The sequence below is a fragment of the uncultured Lutibacter sp. genome (genome assembly GCF_947495725.1).
Taxonomy (GTDB): domain Bacteria; phylum Bacteroidota; class Bacteroidia; order Flavobacteriales; family Flavobacteriaceae; genus Lutibacter.
Window position 1 is genome coordinate 467195 of the sequence record NZ_CANLZZ010000003.1, and the last position, 18968, is coordinate 486162.

General features: G+C 28.9%; 16 protein-coding genes. 10 read left to right on the forward strand and 6 right to left on the reverse strand.

Annotation, left to right across the window (positions count from 1 at the left end; translation table 11 throughout):
- The first annotated feature begins 79 nt into the window (after positions 1 to 79).
- A complete protein-coding gene (locus tag Q0776_RS09070; protein ID WP_298367293.1) occupies positions 80 to 1669 on the forward strand; it encodes a peptide chain release factor 3 in 1590 nt (529 codons plus the stop codon).
- An 11-nt stretch (positions 1670 to 1680) separates the two neighbouring features.
- Here Q0776_RS09070 and Q0776_RS09075 read toward each other — a convergent pair whose 3' ends face one another.
- Positions 1681 to 2916 (reverse strand): FtsX-like permease family protein, encoded by a 1236-nt coding sequence (locus Q0776_RS09075; RefSeq protein WP_298367296.1) that lies wholly within the window; start codon positions 2914 to 2916, stop codon positions 1681 to 1683.
- A gap of 8 nt (positions 2917 to 2924) precedes the next feature.
- Here Q0776_RS09075 and Q0776_RS09080 point away from each other — a divergent pair, with 8 nt between their 5' ends.
- Together Q0776_RS09080 and Q0776_RS09085 are read left to right on the forward strand one after the other, a co-directional pair.
- A complete protein-coding gene (locus Q0776_RS09080; RefSeq protein ID WP_298367298.1) occupies positions 2925 to 4166 on the forward strand; it encodes a DUF1343 domain-containing protein in 1242 nt (413 codons plus the stop codon).
- A 20-nt stretch (positions 4167 to 4186) separates the two neighbouring features.
- Entirely contained in the window at positions 4187 to 4978 is a 792-nt protein-coding gene (locus tag Q0776_RS09085; protein WP_298367300.1) for a DUF1080 domain-containing protein, read from the forward strand.
- A gap of 51 nt (positions 4979 to 5029) precedes the next feature.
- On the opposite strand, the gene Q0776_RS09090 is transcribed toward Q0776_RS09085, so the two are convergent.
- On the reverse strand, positions 5030 to 5527 hold the full coding sequence (locus Q0776_RS09090; protein WP_298367302.1) for a YkgJ family cysteine cluster protein: 498 nt from the start codon (positions 5525 to 5527) through the stop codon (positions 5030 to 5032).
- A gap of 68 nt (positions 5528 to 5595) precedes the next feature.
- Here Q0776_RS09090 and Q0776_RS09095 point away from each other — a divergent pair, with 68 nt between their 5' ends.
- From Q0776_RS09095 to Q0776_RS09120, 6 genes are all read left to right on the forward strand, one after another.
- Positions 5596 to 7119, forward strand: coding sequence for a serine hydrolase (locus Q0776_RS09095; protein WP_298367305.1), 1524 nt, complete (start codon positions 5596 to 5598; stop codon positions 7117 to 7119).
- 53 nt (positions 7120 to 7172) lie between these two features.
- Positions 7173 to 8951, forward strand: coding sequence for an arginine--tRNA ligase (gene argS, locus Q0776_RS09100; protein ID WP_298367308.1), 1779 nt, complete (start codon positions 7173 to 7175; stop codon positions 8949 to 8951).
- A 136-nt stretch (positions 8952 to 9087) separates the two neighbouring features.
- Entirely contained in the window at positions 9088 to 10476 is a 1389-nt protein-coding gene (gene lpdA / locus Q0776_RS09105) for a dihydrolipoyl dehydrogenase (protein WP_298367310.1), read from the forward strand.
- Positions 10477 to 10647: 171 nt separating this feature from the next.
- Positions 10648 to 11085 carry a hypothetical protein gene (locus tag Q0776_RS09110; RefSeq protein ID WP_298367312.1) on the forward strand — a complete coding sequence of 146 codons (438 nt, stop codon included), beginning with the start codon at positions 10648 to 10650 and terminating at the stop codon, positions 11083 to 11085.
- A 14-nt stretch (positions 11086 to 11099) separates the two neighbouring features.
- Positions 11100 to 11519, forward strand: a complete 420-nt coding sequence (locus Q0776_RS09115; RefSeq protein WP_298367314.1) for a hypothetical protein — start codon at positions 11100 to 11102, stop codon at positions 11517 to 11519.
- A 27-nt stretch (positions 11520 to 11546) separates the two neighbouring features.
- Entirely contained in the window at positions 11547 to 11819 is a 273-nt protein-coding gene (locus tag Q0776_RS09120; RefSeq protein ID WP_298367317.1) for an EF-hand domain-containing protein, read from the forward strand.
- Here the strand turns inward: Q0776_RS09120 and bshC are convergent.
- Genes bshC through Q0776_RS09135 form a run of 3 tightly spaced genes read right to left on the reverse strand, consistent with a single transcriptional unit; the run spans position 11816 to position 14848 of the window.
- Positions 11816 to 13405, reverse strand: a complete 1590-nt coding sequence (bshC, locus tag Q0776_RS09125; RefSeq protein ID WP_298367319.1) for a bacillithiol biosynthesis cysteine-adding enzyme BshC — start codon at positions 13403 to 13405, stop codon at positions 11816 to 11818. The genes Q0776_RS09120 and bshC overlap by 4 nt on opposite strands.
- Positions 13405 to 14133: a class I SAM-dependent methyltransferase gene (locus tag Q0776_RS09130; protein ID WP_298367322.1), complete on the reverse strand. Its 729-nt coding sequence runs from the start codon at positions 14131 to 14133 to the stop codon at positions 13405 to 13407. Before Q0776_RS09130 ends, bshC begins: the two co-directional genes overlap by 1 nt.
- Before the next feature lie 16 nt (positions 14134 to 14149).
- Positions 14150 to 14848 carry a diphthine--ammonia ligase gene (locus tag Q0776_RS09135; RefSeq protein ID WP_298367323.1) on the reverse strand — a complete coding sequence of 233 codons (699 nt, stop codon included), beginning with the start codon at positions 14846 to 14848 and terminating at the stop codon, positions 14150 to 14152.
- A gap of 99 nt (positions 14849 to 14947) precedes the next feature.
- On the opposite strand from Q0776_RS09135, the gene Q0776_RS09140 reads away from it, so the two are divergent.
- Positions 14948 to 17398: a M14 metallopeptidase family protein gene (locus Q0776_RS09140; protein ID WP_298367326.1), complete on the forward strand. Its 2451-nt coding sequence runs from the start codon at positions 14948 to 14950 to the stop codon at positions 17396 to 17398.
- A 64-nt stretch (positions 17399 to 17462) separates the two neighbouring features.
- On the opposite strand, the gene guaB is transcribed toward Q0776_RS09140, so the two are convergent.
- Entirely contained in the window at positions 17463 to 18932 is a 1470-nt protein-coding gene (gene guaB / locus Q0776_RS09145) for an IMP dehydrogenase (RefSeq protein ID WP_298367327.1), read from the reverse strand.
- Positions 18933 to 18968: the final 36 nt, after the last annotated feature.

Genomic DNA, 18968 nt, shown 5'->3' on the forward strand with positions numbered 1-18968 from the left:
AAACACTTATATTTTGAGATCCTATTTCTACTAAATTTTTAATTAGAATACCATATATTTGCACCTCAAATTTTTACAGATGAGTTTTTTAAAAGAAATACAACGCAGACGAACTTTTGGAATTATATCGCATCCCGATGCGGGTAAAACAACACTAACTGAAAAGTTATTGCTTTTTGGTGGTGCAATTCAAGAAGCAGGTGCAGTAAAAAATAACAAAATTAAAAAAGGCGCAACTTCCGATTTTATGGAAATTGAGCGCCAACGTGGTATTTCTGTCGCTACTTCTGTACTAGCTTTTATTTATAAAGACAAAAAAATTAATATTTTAGATACTCCTGGACATAAAGATTTTGCTGAAGATACTTTTAGAACTTTAACCGCTGTGGATAGTGTTATTGTTGTAATTGATGTTGCAAAAGGTGTTGAGGAACAAACTGAAAAATTAGTTGAAGTTTGTAGAATGCGTAACATTCCAATGATTGTTTTTATTAACAAATTAGATCGTGAAGGTAAAGATGCTTTTGATTTATTAGATGAGGTTGAACAAAAATTAGGACTAAGGGTTACGCCTTTAAGTTTCCCAATTGGAATGGGCTACGATTTTAAAGGAATTTATAATGTTTATGAAAAAAAGATCAATATTTTTTCTGGAGATAATAAACAAATTGTTTCAGAAGGGGTTGAATTTACCGATATTTCTGTACCCGAATTAGATGAAATTGTTGGAAACAAAGCTGCAGAGACGTTACGCGAAGAATTAGAATTAGTTCAAGAAGTATATCCACCTTTTGACAAAAAAGAATATTTAAACGGAGAATTACAGCCTGTATTTTTTGGTTCGGCTTTAAATAATTTTGGTGTTAAAGAATTACTAGATTGCTTTATTGAAATTGCACCTTCTCCTCTACCAAAAAAATCAGAAGAACGTTTGGTCGATTCTAAAGAAGAACAGTTAACCGGATTTGTATTTAAAATTCATGCAAATATGGATCCTAATCACCGAAATCGATTAGCGTTTATAAAAATTGTATCCGGAACTTTTAAGCGAAACGCACCTTATTTACATGTGCGTTTAAAAAAGAAAATGAAATTCTCGAGTCCAAATGCATTTTTTGCTGAAAAGAAAGAAATTGTTGATGAATCATTTCCTGGTGATATTGTTGGTATTCAAGATACGGGAAATTTTAAAATTGGAGATACTTTAACGGAAGGAGAAATCTTAAATTTTAAAGGAATTCCTAGTTTTTCTCCCGAGCATTTTAGATATGTCAATAATGCTGATCCTTTAAAATCTAAACAGCTTTTCAAAGGTCTAGATCAGCTAATGGACGAAGGAGTTGCCCAATTATTTACCTTAGATTTAAACGGAAGAAAAGTTATTGGAACAGTTGGAGCACTACAATACGAAGTAATTCAATACCGTTTGGAACATGAATATGGAGCAAAATGTAGTTATGAAAATTTACCAGTTCACAAAGCTTGTTGGGTAGAACCAACCGACCCTAAAAATGAAGAGTTTAAAGAATTTAAACGTGTTAAACAACGCTTTTTAGCAAAAGACAAACAAGGCCAATTGGTATTTTTAGCAGATTCTGCATTTACAATTCAAATGACACAAAGCAAATACCCATCGGTAAAATTGCATTTTGTTAGTGAGTTTAAATAAAAAATTAATTCTTATTCAAATTTAATTGAACTTGATGGATTAATTTTTGAAATAATTACAGTTGGAATAATTAACATTAATAAGCATAATAATAAAGTTCCAATGTTTAACAAAACTATATATCCAAAATCTATATAAACGGGCGCTTCATTAACATAATATGTTTCTGGATTTAAAGTAATTAGCCCAAAATATTTTTGAATAAATAAAATACTTAGACCTATTATATTACCCCAAAATAACCCTTTTAAAACTAAGTAAGCGGCATTGTATAAGAATATTTTTCTAATACTAACATTTGCACTTCCAAGCGCTTTTAAAATTCCAATCATTTGAGTTCGCTCAAGAATTAAAACTAATAATGCGGTAATCATATTAATTCCTGCAACCAAAATCATTATTACAATTATTAAATAAATATTATTATCAAACAGGCTAATCCATTCAAAAATTCCTGGGTATTTTTCAATTATACTTTGACTATTTAAGGTTGAAGCGGTTTCCGAATAAACTTCACTGCTCTTAACATTTATTTCATTAAAATCATTTATTAAAACTTCAAATCCTCCCACTTCATTATCGCTCCATTTATTCATTTTTTGAATATGCCGAATATCTGCTATTACAAAATTCTCGTCAAATTCCTGAAAACCAGTACTGTAAATTCCAACAGCTTTTACAACTCTTAGCCAAGGTGCTTTTGTTGGTGGATCTTTAACAAATAAAATATTAAATGAATCTCCTAAATTGATATTTAATCTATTGGAAATTTCTTTTGAGATTAAAACGTCATTCGAAATCTCTTCTTTATAATTTGGAATATCACCTTCAACAAGGTATTCTTTAAAAAACGACCAGTTATAATCTGATCCTACTCCTTTAAATATTATCCCTTCAAAATCGGTTGGAGTTCTTATTATTCCTCCTTTGGTAGCAAAAATTTGAATATTATTAATTCCTTTTATATTGTCAAACTTTGGATAAAAATCTTGATTTTTTGTAATTGGACTAACGGTAATTTCAGAATTATTATTATCAAAATTTGTAATTTGAATGTGCCCATTAAACCCTGAAATTTTTTCTCTAATTTTTTGTTGCAATCCAAAACCAGTAGCAATTGCAATCATCATAACTATTATTCCTAAAGAAATAGCTATAATTGCAATTTTTATTATTGGTGCTGATATACTACTTTTATACTGTTTTGAAGCAATAATCCGTTTTGCAATAAATAATTCGTAATTCAATTTAATTTATGATTTCAATATCGTTCAAAAATACATATTTCTTATTGGTTTTTTTGTTGTTTTTTAGTTTGATTTCCTGTGGGCAATCAAAAACTTCTAAATCAAATGAAATTTTAGATGAAAACCATGTAAAAACAGAGAAACAAATAACAAAAGAAATACAAGTAGGCGCACAACAAACAACACTTTATTTAAATATTTTAAAACAAAAAAAAATAGCAGTTATTGCAAATCAAACTTCGGTTATTTTTTCTAAAAGTGGACATACACATTTGGTTGATAGTTTATTAAAACTTAATATTGATGTTGTTAAAGTGTTTTCACCTGAACATGGTTTTAGAGGAATGGCAGATGCCAGTGAAGAAGTAGCTAATGGAATTGATATAAAAACTGGACTTCCAATAATTTCATTATATGGAAAAAATAAAAAACCTACAAAAGAACAATTAAAAGGAATTGATGCTGTTGTATTCGACATTCAAGATGTTGGTGTTCGTTTTTACACTTATATTTCAACAATGCATTATGTTATGGAAGCCTGTGCCGAAGCTAATATACCAATACTTATTTTTGATAGGCCAAACCCAAATGGACATTATATTGATGGTCCAACTTTACAAATGGAGCATAAAAGTTTTGTTGGAATGCATCCAGTTCCTTTAGTTTACGGAATGACAATTGGTGAATATGCCAAAATGATTAATGGTGAAGGCTGGCTAAAAAACAATATCAAATGCGAATTAACCATTATTCCTTTAAAAAATTACACACATCAAAGCAGGTACAATTTACCTATACGTCCTTCTCCAAATTTACCAAATGAAATTGCTATAAACTTATATCCAAGTTTAGGCTTTTTTGAAGGTACAACAATAAATGCCGGAAGAGGAACCGAAAATCAATTTCAACAATATGGAGCTCCCTTTTTTCCTAAAAGTGATTTTAGTTATACTCCACAGCCAAATTTTGGATCTAAATACCCTAAACATAATGGTAAATTATGCTACGGAATTAACCTAGAAAGCTCTCTATATTTAAACAAAGTTAACATTGCGTATTTAATTGACGCTTACAATAAAACACCAAAATCTGAAAAATTCTTTGGAGATACATTTACAATTCACGCAGGTAACACATTGTTAGAAAACCAAATTAAAAAAGGGTTGACAGCGAACGAAATTAGTAATACCTGGAAAAAAGATATTTCAGAATTCAAAAAACTTAGAACTCATTATTTAATCTATAAATAAATATTATAAATCTTTAACAAATGAAAAAAATAAAATTCATTATCCTTATTAGTTTTTCAATTATCGCTATTTCGTGCAATCAAAAATCTCCGAAAGAACATAATTGGGAATATTTATTTAATGGTAAAAATTTAGACAACTGGGTTGCTAAAATCAATAAATATGAAGTTGGAGACAATTATAAAAATACTTTTAGAGTCAAAGATGGAAAAATTCAAGTAGTTTATGATGGATATGATGGTAAACTAGATGATAGATTTGGTCATTTATTTTACAACAAGTCATATTCTTCATATCATTTAAAATTTGAATATAGATTTTTAAATGAATGGCTTGAAGATGGACCAATTCATACATATAGAAACAGTGGTATAATGTTTCATTCTCAAGACCCAAAAACTATATTAAAAGATCAAAATTGGCCAATTTCGATTGAATTCCAATTACTTGCTGATGCTGACAAAGGTGAAAGACCAACAGGTAATATGTGTTCACCAGCAACTGAAGTTTATTTTAATGGTGAAGTTTCTCCAAAGCATTGCATAAGTTCCTCTTCAAAAACATACCCTTATACACAATGGGTTAAAGGTGAAATAATAGTTTATAAAGATTCCATAATTAAACATATAATAGATGGCGAAAAAGTTTTAGAATACAGTAAACCTCATATTGGTGGTAAAGTTGTAAAAAACTTTGATCCTGCTATAAAAATTGATGGAAAAGCGCTCACCGAAGGATACATTGGTTTACAATCGGAAGGCCAAGGAATTGAATTTAAAGAAATTAAAATTAAACGTTTAAACTCAATATAATCATATATTTTATTAGAAACTTTATTGTTGACTACTTAATTACCTAAATATTTATTTAGGTAATTTTACTTTTAAAGCTTCTACAATATTAAATACTGCAGGACAAATTTCTGTGTTTTTAAGGGTTAAATCTGTAATTTGAATAAATTTTCTTCTATTGGTATGAGGATATTCTTTACAAGCCTTTGGACGTACATCGTAAATAAAACATGTATTATCATTTAAATCCAAAAAACTACAAGGAGCAGTTTTTAAAACATAAAAATCATCTGCATCTCTTTCCAAATATTGTGCAATAAATTTAACGACTTTCATTTTTAAATGCTTTGAAATTCGCTCAACATCTTTATCTGTAAATATTGGACTTGTAGTTTTACAACAATTTCCACAAGTTAAACAATCGGTTTTTTCAAACTCTTCATCATGCAAATTTTGCATAACAACATCGAGATTTTTAGGTGTTCTTTTTTTTAATTTTTGAAAGTACTTTTTGTTTTCAATTAGTTTCTCTTCTGCTAAATCGGGTAATTCATTTAAAAATTTCTCCATATGCAAATATATAAATGTAATTATTATGTGATACAAACTTCAATTATTAAATTAGCAAAAAAAATAATATGAAATTTATTAAACTAACCCTATTCTTACTATTTTTTGCCAAAACAGGTTTATGTCAAACAACCGAACAACTTAATCATTTAGACTCTTATTTTAATAAATCATTAAATGAATGGCAAATACCAGGTATGGCAATTGCAATTGTAACAAAAGACTCGATTCTATTTAGCAAAGGTTATGGATTCTCAAATATAGAAAAAGGAACAAAAGTAGATGGCAATACTTTATTTGCTGTGGCCTCCAATTCGAAAGCTTTTACGTCAACTGCCATTGCAAAAATGGTTGAAGAAAAAAAACTAAAATGGACCGATAAAGTTGTTGATTATTTACCTTACTTTAAAATGTACAACCCTTACGTTACATCTAATTTTACCATAGAAGATTTACTTTGTCATAGAAGTGGTTTAGCAACCTTTAGTGGTGACTTATTATGGTATGGAACTACAAAATCTTCTGAAGAAATAATTGCTTCACAACAATATTTAAAACCAATTTCTGAATTTAGAACAACTTATGGTTATTCAAACATAGCATATTTAACCGCCGGAAAAATTATTGAAACCATTAGTGGAAACAGTTGGAACACATATATTAAAAATAATTTTTTAGATCCTTTAAAAATGGATCGAACTTTAACAAGTACAAAGTTTCTAAAAAATACAGCAAATATTGCAACTCCGTATTACTTTGAAAATGGAAAAAATCATAAAGTTGATTGGGTTAATTGGGATAATATTGCTCCTGCAGGTGCTTTAATTTCATCCGTAAACGATTTTTCTAAATGGCTACAATTAAATATAAATACGGGTAAATTAAACGATACAACATTATTTTCTGTAAACAGTTTTAATAAACTTACAACGCCACACATTAATTTTACAGTAGGAAAAAATACTGAAAATATTAATTTTAGGTCCTATGGTTTAGGATGGAGTTTACAAGATTATCAAGGTTATAAAGTTGTTTCACACGGAGGCGGATATGATGGTATGATTTCCAAATCCTTTTTTATTCCTAAAAAAGAAATTGGTGTTGTAATATTAACAAATAGTATAAATTGGCTTCCGGGAGCTTTAACTAATAAAATATTAGATGTTTTACTAACTAACAATTTAGATGGCATAGATTGGTCTGCTAACTATCTAAAATTCAAAACACAACAAGATAGCATTCAAAAAGTAAAACACTTAAAAAATGAAGAGTTAAGAGGTCAATTTGAACCAAATTATTTAAAATTTGAAAATTATACTGGTACTTATAAAGACAAAATGTATGGTACGGTTACTGTTTCAATAAAAGATAAAAAATTGCATTTTCAAATGGATAAAACACCTATTTTTTATGCTAATTTAAATCATTGGAATAGTAATATATTCACATTTAGATTTCCAAAAAATTTATGTTCATTACCAGAAGGAAAATTATGGTTCGATATGGATAAAAATGGTTCAATATCAAAACTTCATATAGATGTTCCAAACCCAGATTTTGACTTCACAGAATTTGAGTTTATAAAGCAGTGAAAATAATATTGAATTTAGTACTTTTGCATTTCGAAATAATTTAGCGATAAAATATGCAAACTAATTTAGAAATAGCTGTTAAAAAAGCTTTTAAAGAAATTTACAGTGTTAATATAGAAACGGTTGAATTTCAAGCAACAAAAAAAGATTTTGAAGGAGATATTACCATTGTAGTATTTGCTTTTTTACGCTATGTTAAAGGGAATCCGGTAGAAATTGGAACAAAAATTGGTGAATTTTTAAAAGAAAATGTAGCTGAAGTTGACGATTTTAATGTTGTTAAAGGTTTTTTAAATCTTGTAATTTCAGATTCATACTTTATAACTGACTTTAATTCTATCTACAATCAAAATGATTTTGGAATAGTTACACCTAATGAAGATGATAAAGCTGTTATGGTTGAATATTCTTCTCCAAACACCAATAAACCTTTACATTTAGGTCATATTAGAAATAATTTATTAGGTTATTCTGTTGCAGAAATTATAAAAGCTTCAGGAAAAAAAGTATATAAAACACAAATTATAAACGATAGAGGTATACATATTTGTAAAAGTATGTTGGCTTGGCAACGTTTTGGAAATGGAGAAACTCCAAAAAGTTCGGGTTTAAAAGGTGATAAATTAGTTGGTAATTATTATGTAGCCTTTGACAAAGCTTATAAAGAAGAAATTTCTCAGCTTATTTCGCAGGGAAAAACTGAAGAAGAAGCCAAAAAGGAAGCTCCTATTTTATTGGAAGCCCAAGCAATGCTAAGAAAATGGGAAGCTGGAGATGAAGAAGTAGTATCTCTTTGGAAAACAATGAACCAATGGGTTTACGATGGTTTTGATCAAACATATAAAGAACTTGGTGTAAATTTTGACAAAAATTATTTCGAAAGTAATACTTATTTACTTGGAAAAGATGTTGTTGCGGATGGTTTAGAAAAAGGTGTTTTTTATAAAAAAGAAGATGGTTCTGTTTGGATAGATTTAACCGAGGAAGGCTTAGATGAAAAAATAGTTTTACGTTCGGACGGAACAGCCGTTTATATGACACAGGATATTGGAACAGCAATTGAACGTTTCAAAGATTTTGATCTAAATGAACTAGTTTACACTGTTGGAAATGAGCAAGATTACCATTTTAAAGTATTGTTTTTAATTTTGGACAAACTTGGTTTTGAATGGGCTAAAAACTTATATCATTTATCTTATGGAATGGTAGATTTACCTAGTGGTAAAATGAAATCAAGAGAAGGAACTGTTGTTGATGCCGATGATTTAATGCTTGAAATGACAAATACTGCACGTTCAATTTCTCAAGAACTTGGAAAACTCGAAGGTTATTCTTTTGAAGAAAAGGAAGCCTTATATAAAACTATTGGTTTAGGAGCATTAAAATATTATATATTAAAAGTTGACCCTAAAAAACGAATTTTATTCGATCCTGAAGAATCTGTAGATTTTGCAGGAAACACGGGTCCATTTATTCAATATACTTATGCCAGAATTCAATCTATTTTAAGAAAAGCTACATTTGATTACATGTGTGTTTCTTTAAATTCTGACCAATTGTCATTACATGAAAAAGAACGAGAATTAATTAAGCAAATTCAATTATTCCCTGAAATTATTCAAAATGCGGCTCAAAATCATAGTCCTGCAATTATAGCAAATTACACCTATGATTTAGTAAAAGTATACAATTCGTTTTATCAAACTGTACCAATTTTAGGTTGTACAAATGAAAATGAAAAGATTTTTAGAACACAAATTTCATCAAAAGTATCTCAAATAATTAAAACAGCATTTCGCCTTTTAGGCATTGATGTTCCTGAAAGAATGTAGTTTTATTTCATTTTTTTGAAGTATTAGAAAATTAATAGTCAAAGAATTGAGAAATAATCAAATCATTTCAAGTAAAAAATAATTAAATTTGCTGCATAAAAATCAGCAATTATTTATAAAAAATAAAATTTAAAACATGAAATACGATATTTTAATAATTGGAAGTGGTCCTGGAGGATATGTTACAGCAATTAGAGCATCTCAACTTGGATTTAAAGTAGGAGTAGTTGAAAGAGAAAACCTTGGAGGAATTTGTTTGAACTGGGGGTGTATTCCAACAAAAGCTTTATTAAAAAGTGCACAAGTTTATGATTATTTAAAACATGTTGATGAATATGGTTTAAAAGCGGAAGCTATTGATAAAGATTTTGAAGCTGTAATTAATCGTAGTAGAAATGTTGCTGAAGGAATGAGTAAAGGTGTTCAATTTCTAATGAAAAAAAATAAAATTGATGTTATTGACGGTTTTGGTAAAATAAAAACTGGTAAAAAAGTTGATGTTACAGATGCCGATGGAAAAGTAACTGAATATAGCGCAAATCATATTATAATTGCTACAGGTGCACGTTCTCGTGAATTACCTAATTTACCACAAGATGGTAAAAAAGTAATTGGTTACCGCCAAGCAATGTCATTACCAAAACAACCTAAAAAAATGATTGTTGTTGGTTCGGGTGCAATAGGTGTTGAATTTGCACATTTTTACAACTCAATGGGAACTGATGTTACTATTGTAGAATTTATGCCAAATGTTGTTCCGGTTGAAGATATTGATATTTCAAAACAATTTGAGCGTTCATTAAAAAAATCAGGTATTAAAGTAATGACAAATTCTTCTGTAGAATCTGTTGACACTTCTGGAAAAGGTGTAAAAGCTGTTGTAAAAACAAAAAAAGGTGAAGAAATTTTAGAAGCAGATATTGTTTTATCCGCTGTTGGAATAAAATCTAACATTGAAAACATTGGTTTGGAAGATGTTGGAATAGTGGTTGATAGAGATAAGATTTTAGTAAATGATTTTTACCAAACAAATATCCCTGGTTATTACGCTATTGGAGATGTAGTTCCTGGACAAGCGTTAGCCCACGTTGCTTCAGCTGAAGGAATAACATGTGTTGAAAAAATTGCAGGTTTACATACTGAAAAAATAGATTACGGTAACGTTCCTGGCTGTACATATGCTACTCCAGAAATTGCAAGCGTTGGCTTAACTGAAGCTAAAGCTATTGAGGAAGGATATGAAATTAAAGTTGGAAAATTCCCGTTTTCAGCTTCAGGAAAAGCTAAAGCTGCTGGAACACCAGATGGTTTTGTAAAAGTAATTTTTGACGCTAAATATGGCGAGTGGTTAGGTTGCCATATGATTGGTGCTGGTGTAACTGATATGATTGCCGAAGCTGTTTTAGGTAGAAAATTAGAAACAACAGGGCACGAAGTTCTAAAAGCTATACATCCTCATCCAACTATGAGTGAAGCTGTTATGGAAGCCGTTGCCGCTGCATATGATGAAGTGATTCACTTATAAATTTAGAATAATATATTTTGAAAAGCTCAAACTTAATAGTTTGGGCTTTTTTTAATCAATAAAAAGAAGATATTCACTAATTTCAGTTTCATCTCCTCCATTTTACAATACAATAAATTAGTTTTATAAATTCACTATATTTGACCTTTAATTTTACATTTATTATTAATTATGAAAACTTTAAAACTATTATTTCTTTTAATTTTTACTGTACTTATTTCTTGCAAAGAAGAAAAACCTAAAGTTAATTCTAATAAAGTTGTAAAAAAGGTAAAGCATTACATTTGCGCAAATAACTGTGAAAATAGCGGAGGAGATACACAAGCTGTTTGTCCAACATGTAATACTCCTTATATTCACAATCAAGCCTTCCATAATGATGATTTATTAAAAAACGGACCTCTTAAAGTTCCTAGTAATATTCCAATAAATACTCAAAATACAAATTCAATTACAACTTCTACAACTCCTGCTTCTCCTGCACAAAATGCATCTGGAGTTTTTCACTATACTTGTTCTAATGGTTGTGTTGGAGGTGCTGCAACTGCGGAGAAATGTAAAGCCTGCGGAAACGAACTAGCTCATAATGCTGCCTATCATAATAACTAACAAAACTTAAATAAATGGCCTTTTCACTTTCAAATATTTTTAAACAAAAAGTTACAAAAGTCGATCCTGAAATTATAGAACAATTAGATTTTAAAGGAGGAACAAAATTTGCCAAAAACGAAACTAACATTGTATATGCAGATGTTGAAGAATTAGGTGGTTTTTCTTATTTAAAAACGGTAATTATTGGAGACACTTCTGTTAAAATTAAGAGAATTGGTTGTACACTTTTATTTAATTTTAAAAATGATACTATTAAATTAAATTCAGACAACACAGATATTGAATCGAATAAAATTAAAGGAACTAATGTTTATTATACCGAAATTGATTTTGAGTTAGATGAATCTGATGCAAAAAAAATAAACTCTGAAAAAGTTATTGATATTCAATACAACTTTAAAAACATAATTTCCATTTTTAAAACTATTTAATTATAATTTTATACTGCATTTAATAATATGGAATCTAAAAAAACTATCTTAAAGAAAATTCAAATTTTAATTACGAATCAGTTTAGTACACCTGAAGATGCATTTAATTTTTTTGATAAAAAAGGTTCGGGAAAATTATCTAAAACCGAAATTGTAGAATTGTTAAAACAGGCAGAAATTAGTGGTTTTATAAGAGGTATGGTTTCATCCAAACTTATTGAAGGTTATGACCTAGATGGTGACGGTTTAATTAGCTGGGATGAATTTAAAAAAGCAGTTAAGGAAATAAATAATAATTAATATTCAATTATTGTAAATTCCAGTTTTAATGGATCTAAGCTATTAAAAAGCATTGGAATTAAATCTTTTCCTAAATCTAAATAAATTTCAGAAAAATTCTTTGTTCTTTCTTCTAAACTTTGATTTGGAAATAATTCGTTTTGAAGTAATATTAAACGTTCAACTTCATCTTTATATTTCTTCTTTTGTGCCTTTAACAAGCGCTTTTCTAGATTATCCAAACCATTTAATTGCTTTTTCTCTTGCGCCAAAACAGCTCCTAAAAAAGAACTATCGGTTTGTACTGCCAATCTTTTTAATGATTCGAATTGTTGTTTTAAAAATAATTTTTGTTCAGAAAAATCAATTTTTATATCCGAAATTTCCTTCACTTTATTATCTATTAAATCCTTTTGTTTGCTAAATATTTTAACTAAAGAAACATTTAATTTTTCTAATTTCAGTACTTTTTTATTTGGTATTAAAAGTACAGAGTTACGCAATAATAAAATTGGAAATGGAGTTTCAATTTTACTAAAATAAGCTTTTAATTGAAACCAATATGCCAACTCTCCTCCTCCTCCAATGTAACAAAGATTGGGTAAAATAGTTTCTTGATAAACTGGTCTCATAATTACATTTGGACTAAACCTTTCAGGATAAAGAGTTAATTCCTTTAAAACTTGGTCTTTTGTAAAGGATAGTTTTGTGTTGTTTATTTTATAACTATTATTTTCAAAAACTATGCGTTCTCTTATATTTTCTTTTAAATAAAACAAATTAATCTCACGCGGGTTAACCTGTGTATTGTAATTAGTACTTAATTTTTCGCTAGTTTTTAAAACCTCTTTATAGGAAGAGTTATTAATCAATTCATCTTTAACAATTGGTGAAAATTGTTTTTTTAATATTTTATCGTCACCATCAATTATCACTAACCCGTTTGCTCCAAAAAGTTCATTAACCAAATAACGTGTTGCATCGGCCAAATTATCATGTTTAATATATGCTTTTTGAAATAATTCTTTTATAAAAATAGCATTGTTAGAATTTCCAAGTTGTTTAGAAAACGATTCTAACACTTTGTCAAATCCATCAGTTTTTAACCTTCCAACTCCACCACTACTTACTCTATCCCAAACAACTTTTTGTCCATTAAAATTAAAGTAATTAATTTCTTCAAAATCGTGATCCTCTGTTGCCATCCAATAAACTGGAACAAAATTAAAATTTGGAAATTCAGCTTTTAATTGCTTTGTTAAATTTATTGTTGAAACAATTTTATATAAAAAATAAAGTGGTCCCGTAAAAATATTTAATTGATGTCCTGTTGTAATTGTAAAAGTATTTTCGTCTTTTAAAAAATCAATATTTTTTTTGGTTATATCACTTGGATTAAAATTTTTATATTGATTTTCTAGCGCTTCAACAAGACTATCTCTAACTTCTTTGCTAAAATTTTTCTTTAAATTTAACTGATTTTTAAAGCCTTCCAAATTGGGAAAGTTCCCATAGAAATCTTTAATTTTATCATCTTTAGCTAAATAATTACAAATTAAATTCGAAAAATAACCTGTTTCTGCAAAGGGAATATGATGTACTTTCATTAAATTTTATTAATTCTTTGAAATAAAGTGTAAACAAATTCTCTGGTGTTTCCAGAGGGTTGAGTATATGTGTAATTGAACGATTTTAGTAATTTAAACTCATTTCCTAATTTTTCTTGTAACATGCTTTCATTATAGTTTATTACATTTAAACCCGAACATTTTTTAGCTCCATCCAAATTAAACTCTGCTAAAATTACAAACCCTTCAAGTTTTACTATTTTCTTAAGGAAATCGAAGTATGCTTTTTGTTGAATTTCTTCTGTAAAAAAATGCAAAACAGCTCTATCATGCCATAAATCGACATTTTTTAACTTTAATAAAGCTGATGGATTTGTTAAATCATCAACCATAAAAGTTACATTAGAATGATTGTGTTTTGTTAAACTATTTTTTAGTTCAATTAAAGCAGATGATGAAATATCATTAACTATAATATTTGTATAGCCTTCAGTTAATAAACTTTCAATTAATGTGCTTGCTCCTACTCCTGCATTAAAAATTACTGCTTCGTCGGGTAAATTACATTCATTAATTAATTCTAAAGAAGGTTTCGCAATATCTTCATACCAACCTAAACTATTTATAGGTGTTTTAAGATAGGTATTATTCCAGTGCTTTTCAAAATCATATGTTAAATCAATGTTTTTAGTCATAACAACTTCCATTAAGTCCATAAAAATAGCAAAATTATGCTCTTTGTCGTTGGTGAATAAAACATCTAACAAATTTTTAACTAAAAATTTATTCTTTAATTAAATCGCAATACCAAAAACTATGGTCCCAAGTATTATTATTGTCCGATGGATACGTTTTTAATACTTTTTCTCCAATTTTATATTTTATAGGGTTTTTAAAAATAGGGCCATCAAAAACAAAGGTATGAAACTCACCATTTTCACCGCAAACGTCTACATTTTTGGGTAAATCTTCTATAAACTGTTTATCAATAATTCTACCCACAAAACTTTTATCTAATAATTTAGCATTTACACTAACGGTAATAGCCTTAAATCCAAGCGACAAAAACTCTTCTATTAACACTTTTGTATCCATTTTCCATAATGGAAACACTCCTATTAAATTAATTTCATCCAATTTATCTTCCCTAAATTTCCGTAAATCTTCTAAAAAAATATCACCAAAAACCGAGTATTTAAAATTTCCATTTTTTACAATCGAATTAATACTTGTTTTCATTATTTCATTGTACTTTTCCATTGAAACCTCTTCTGGAAAATATATTTTTTTATGTGGAATTCCAATTTGTTTCGCCTGTTCGTCTAATAAATTTTCTGGAACACCGTGCATAGAAACTCTATTAAATTTTTTATTTACCGTTGTTACTAAAGCATCAATTATAAAATCTTCATTTTTTAAAATTTTATAAAGAGCCAAAGCCGAATCCTTACCTGTACTCCAATTAAAATAAGCTTTTTTCAATATATATCGATTTTAAGTAAAAATATATAATCTCTATTCTTAAACCAATTATAAATTAAAGTTTATTTAGTTACATTTGAAGCTTAAATTTTTAAATAAATGAATCGCCTTTTTACCTTATTTTTTTTATTAGTATTAAATACCATTAGTATAACTGCACAAATTAAATCACCTTCAGAATTTCTGGGCTACGAGTTAGGTTCTCAATTTACACGACACCACAAAGTGGTCGACTATTTTAGATATGTAAACAACTTTTCAGCCAAAGTGAGTGTGCAAAATTATGGAAAAACAAATGAAAATAGACCTTTGATTGTTTCATTTATTTCTTCTGAAGAAAACATTAATAATCTTGAAAAAATTAGAGAAAACAATCTAAAAAATGCAGGAATTTTAAAAGGAACTTCAGATGCTAAAATTGGTATTGTTTGGCTAAGTTATAATGTTCACGGAAATGAAGCTTCGAGTTCGGATGCCGCAATGTTAACTTTGTATAAATTAATAACAGAAAAACAAGAATGGTTAAAAAATACGGTAGTTATTATAGATCCTTGTTTAAACCCAGATGGTAGAGATCGCTATGTAAATTGGTACAATCAAATAAAAAACACTCCATTCAATGCAAATCCTGATGTTATCGAACACCAAGAACCTTGGCCTAGTGGAAGACCAAATCATTATTTATTTGACTTAAACCGAGATTGGGTTTGGGCAACACAAGTTGAAACTCAGCAACGTTTAAAAGTATATAATAAATGGATGCCACAAATACACGTAGATTTTCACGAACAGGGTTACAATAACCCATATTACTTTGCTCCTGCCGCCGAACCATTTCACGAAATAATAACAGATTGGCAACGTAATTTTCAAACAGAAATTGGTAAAAACAACGCTAAATATTTCGATAAAAATGGTTGGAGATACTTTACTAAAGAATCTTTCGATTTGTTATATCCTAGCTACGGTGATACCTACCCTACATTTATGGGGGCAATTGGTATGACTTATGAGCAAGCTGGACACGGAAGAGCCGGATTAGGCATTACAACAGAAACTAATACTGTTTTGACTTTAAATGACCGAATTAAACACCATACAACAACTGGCCTTTCAACTGTTGAAATGGCTTCTAATAATACATCACAATTAATAGATGAGTATTCAAAGTTTTTCGATAACTCTAATTTAAAATACAAAAGCTATATTTTACGAGGTGATTCTGAAAAATTACACAATTTATTTAAGATATTAGACACACATGAAATAAACTATTTTCCAGCTAGCGAAAAGTCTATAAAAGTTTTTAATTACGATTTAAACACAATAAAATCATTAAAAACAACTAATAAAGATTGGATAGTTTCAACCAATCAACCAAAAGGTAAAATGGTAAAAGTATTGTTTGAAAAAGAAGCCAAATTATCAAATCCTATAACTTACGATATTACTGCTTGGAATTTAGCCTATGCTTATGGTTTAGAAGTGTTTGCAGCGGAGTATGAGTTTGATGCTACAAATTCTTTTACAATTAAAAAAAATAAAGTTATACCTGTTAAAAATGCTTACGCTTATATGTGTAAGTGGAATGAAATTTCGGATGCGGAATTTTTAGGTGATTTACTCCAAGAAGGATTTAATGTTCGTTATAGTACAACAGATTTTACTGTTGATGATAAAAGTTTTAAAAAAGGATCTCTTATTATTATACGGGGTGAAAATAAACATATTTTAAATTTTGATACTATTATTGTTGAAATTGCAAATAGGTTAAATAAACAAATAGCTTCTACTAATACCGGTTTTGTTCAAAATGGTGCTGATTTTGGATCTTCTAAAATTCCTCTTGTAAAAAACAAAAGCATAGCAGTATTATCAGGAGAAGGTATAAATTCATTAAGTTTTGGAGAAATTTGGCATTTTTTTGAAACCCAACTACATTATCCTATAAATGTTCTTAACACCAAAAATTTAAATGGAATTAATTTGGCTAAATATCAGGTTTTAATTTTAGCAGAAGGCTCTAGATTTTCAAAGGAGACTTTTAAAAAATTAAATTCATTTACTTCTGATGGAGGAACAATTATAGCAATTGGAAATTCATTAAACAACTTTGCCGATAAAGAAGGTTTTATTTTAAAAAGGAAAAAAAGTGAGATTAAAAAAGACAGTTTAAATTTAATACCATTTAATCAGCGAGAAAAAGAAAACATCCAAAACAATATAAGTGGTAGTATTTTTAAAAGCACGGTTGATTCTTCTCATCCCTTGGCTTTTGGATATAGCACTAATTACAAATCTCTTAAAAGATCTTCAAGGTCCTATTATTTATTGGAAAAAGGATACAATGTTGCTTACTTTAATGAAAACCCAATTCAGATTTCAGGTTTTGCAGGAGAAAATGCATTAAATCTTATTCCAAAATCTCTTTTATTTGGTGTGGAGCATAAAGGAAATGGAAAAATAATTTATATGGTAGATAATCCTTTAATAAGATCGTTTTGGGAAAATGGTAAACTCTTTTTTACCAATGCTGTTTTCTTTAATTAAGATTCATTTAAAACTAAAAAATCCAGCAATATTGCTGGATTTTTTATATAATAACTTTCAATTCTTATCTAGAATAATTTGGAGCTTCCTTGGTAATTGTTACATCATGTGGATGGCTTTCGCGCATACCAGCAGATGTTATTTTAATAAATTGAGCCTTCTTTTGTGTTTCAATATCTTTTGCTCCACAGTAACCCATACCAGCTCTTAAACCTCCAATAAATTGATGCATTGTTTCATTTAATTCACCTTTATAAGGCACTCTTCCAACAATCCCTTCAGGAACAAGTTTTTTAATATCATCTTCTACATCCTGAAAATATCGATCTTTAGAACCTTTTTTCATAGCTTCAACTGATCCCATACCTCTGTATGATTTAAATTTTCTACCTTCAAAAATAATTGTTTCTCCTGGTGATTCTTTTGTTCCGGCCAATAATGAACCTAGCATTACTGTATCTGCACCAGCCGCAATTGCTTTTGGAATATCTCCTGTATATCTTATACCTCCATCTGCAATTACTGGAATACCACTTCCTTTTATAGCATTAGAAACATCAATTATAGCTGATAATTGAGGAAACCCAACACCTGCTACTACACGCGTAGTACAGATTGAACCTGGGCCAATTCCAACTTTTACAGCATCAGCACCGGCCTCTACTAAATATTTTGCTGCTGCTCCAGTTGCAATATTTCCTACTATAATATCTGTATTTGGAAACTTACTTTTCACCTTTTTTAATACTGAAACCACACCTTTTGTATGACCGTGTGCAGTATCAATAATTAATGCATCTACACCTGCCTTTATCAATGCTTCTGCACGTTCTACAGCATCACCAGTAACACCTAATGCAGCAGCAACTCTTAAACGACCGTAAGTATCTTTATTTGCATATGGATTTTCGCTTACTTTTATAATATCTCTAAAAGTAATTAACCCAACTAGTTTATAATTATCGTCAACAACTGGTAACTTTTCTATTTTGTTATCTTGTAAAATAATTTCAGCTTGTTTTAATGAAGTTCCTTTAGCAACAGTTACTAAATTTTTAGAAGTCATTACTTCTTCAATTTTTCTTGAATTATTTCCCTCGAATCGTAAATCTCTATTGGTAACAATCCCAATTAAAGTACCTTCTCCATTTATAACAGGAATTCCTCCAATACCATATTCCTTCATAATTGATTTCGCTTCAGAAACTGTGGCATCTTTGGTTATAGTAACAGGTTCTAAAATCATTCCCGATTCTGAACGTTTTACTTTTTTAACTTCATTGGCTTGTTTTTCAATAGTCATGTTTTTATGTAAAACACCAATACCTCCTTCACGAGCCATAGCAATTGCCATTTCCGATTCTGTTACTGTATCCATTGCTGCCGAAACAATTGGAACGTTTAAAGTAATATTTTTTGAAAATTTAGTTCGAGTACTAACCTCTCGTGGAAGTATCTCTGAATATGCTGGGATAAGTAATACATCGTCGTAGGTTAATCCTTCTCCTACAAATTTTGAAGTGTCTGAAATCATAGTGCAATCAACTTAGAAATTAATTGCGTGCAAATT

Excerpts from the sequence above, each read along its gene's own strand:
- bshC (WP_298367319.1), bottom strand. The coding sequence starts at position 13,405 with ATGAAAGTACATCATATTCCCTTTGCAGAAACAGGTTATTTTTCGAAT.
- Q0776_RS09095 (WP_298367305.1), top strand. The coding sequence starts at position 5,596 with ATGAAATTTATTAAACTAACCCTATTCTTACTATTTTTTGCCAAAACA.
- Q0776_RS09090 (WP_298367302.1), bottom strand. The coding sequence starts at position 5,527 with ATGGAGAAATTTTTAAATGAATTACCCGATTTAGCAGAAGAGAAACTA.
- Q0776_RS09120 (WP_298367317.1), top strand. The coding sequence starts at position 11,547 with ATGGAATCTAAAAAAACTATCTTAAAGAAAATTCAAATTTTAATTACG.
- Q0776_RS09085 (WP_298367300.1), top strand. The coding sequence starts at position 4,187 with ATGAAAAAAATAAAATTCATTATCCTTATTAGTTTTTCAATTATCGCT.
- argS (WP_298367308.1), top strand. The coding sequence starts at position 7,173 with ATGCAAACTAATTTAGAAATAGCTGTTAAAAAAGCTTTTAAAGAAATT.
- Q0776_RS09115 (WP_298367314.1), top strand. The coding sequence starts at position 11,100 with ATGGCCTTTTCACTTTCAAATATTTTTAAACAAAAAGTTACAAAAGTC.
- Q0776_RS09110 (WP_298367312.1), top strand. The coding sequence starts at position 10,648 with ATGAAAACTTTAAAACTATTATTTCTTTTAATTTTTACTGTACTTATT.
- Q0776_RS09140 (WP_298367326.1), top strand. The coding sequence starts at position 14,948 with ATGAATCGCCTTTTTACCTTATTTTTTTTATTAGTATTAAATACCATT.
- lpdA (WP_298367310.1), top strand. The coding sequence starts at position 9,088 with ATGAAATACGATATTTTAATAATTGGAAGTGGTCCTGGAGGATATGTT.
- guaB (WP_298367327.1), bottom strand. The coding sequence starts at position 18,932 with ATGATTTCAGACACTTCAAAATTTGTAGGAGAAGGATTAACCTACGAC.
- Q0776_RS09070 (WP_298367293.1), top strand. The coding sequence starts at position 80 with ATGAGTTTTTTAAAAGAAATACAACGCAGACGAACTTTTGGAATTATA.
- Q0776_RS09080 (WP_298367298.1), top strand. The coding sequence starts at position 2,925 with ATGATTTCAATATCGTTCAAAAATACATATTTCTTATTGGTTTTTTTG.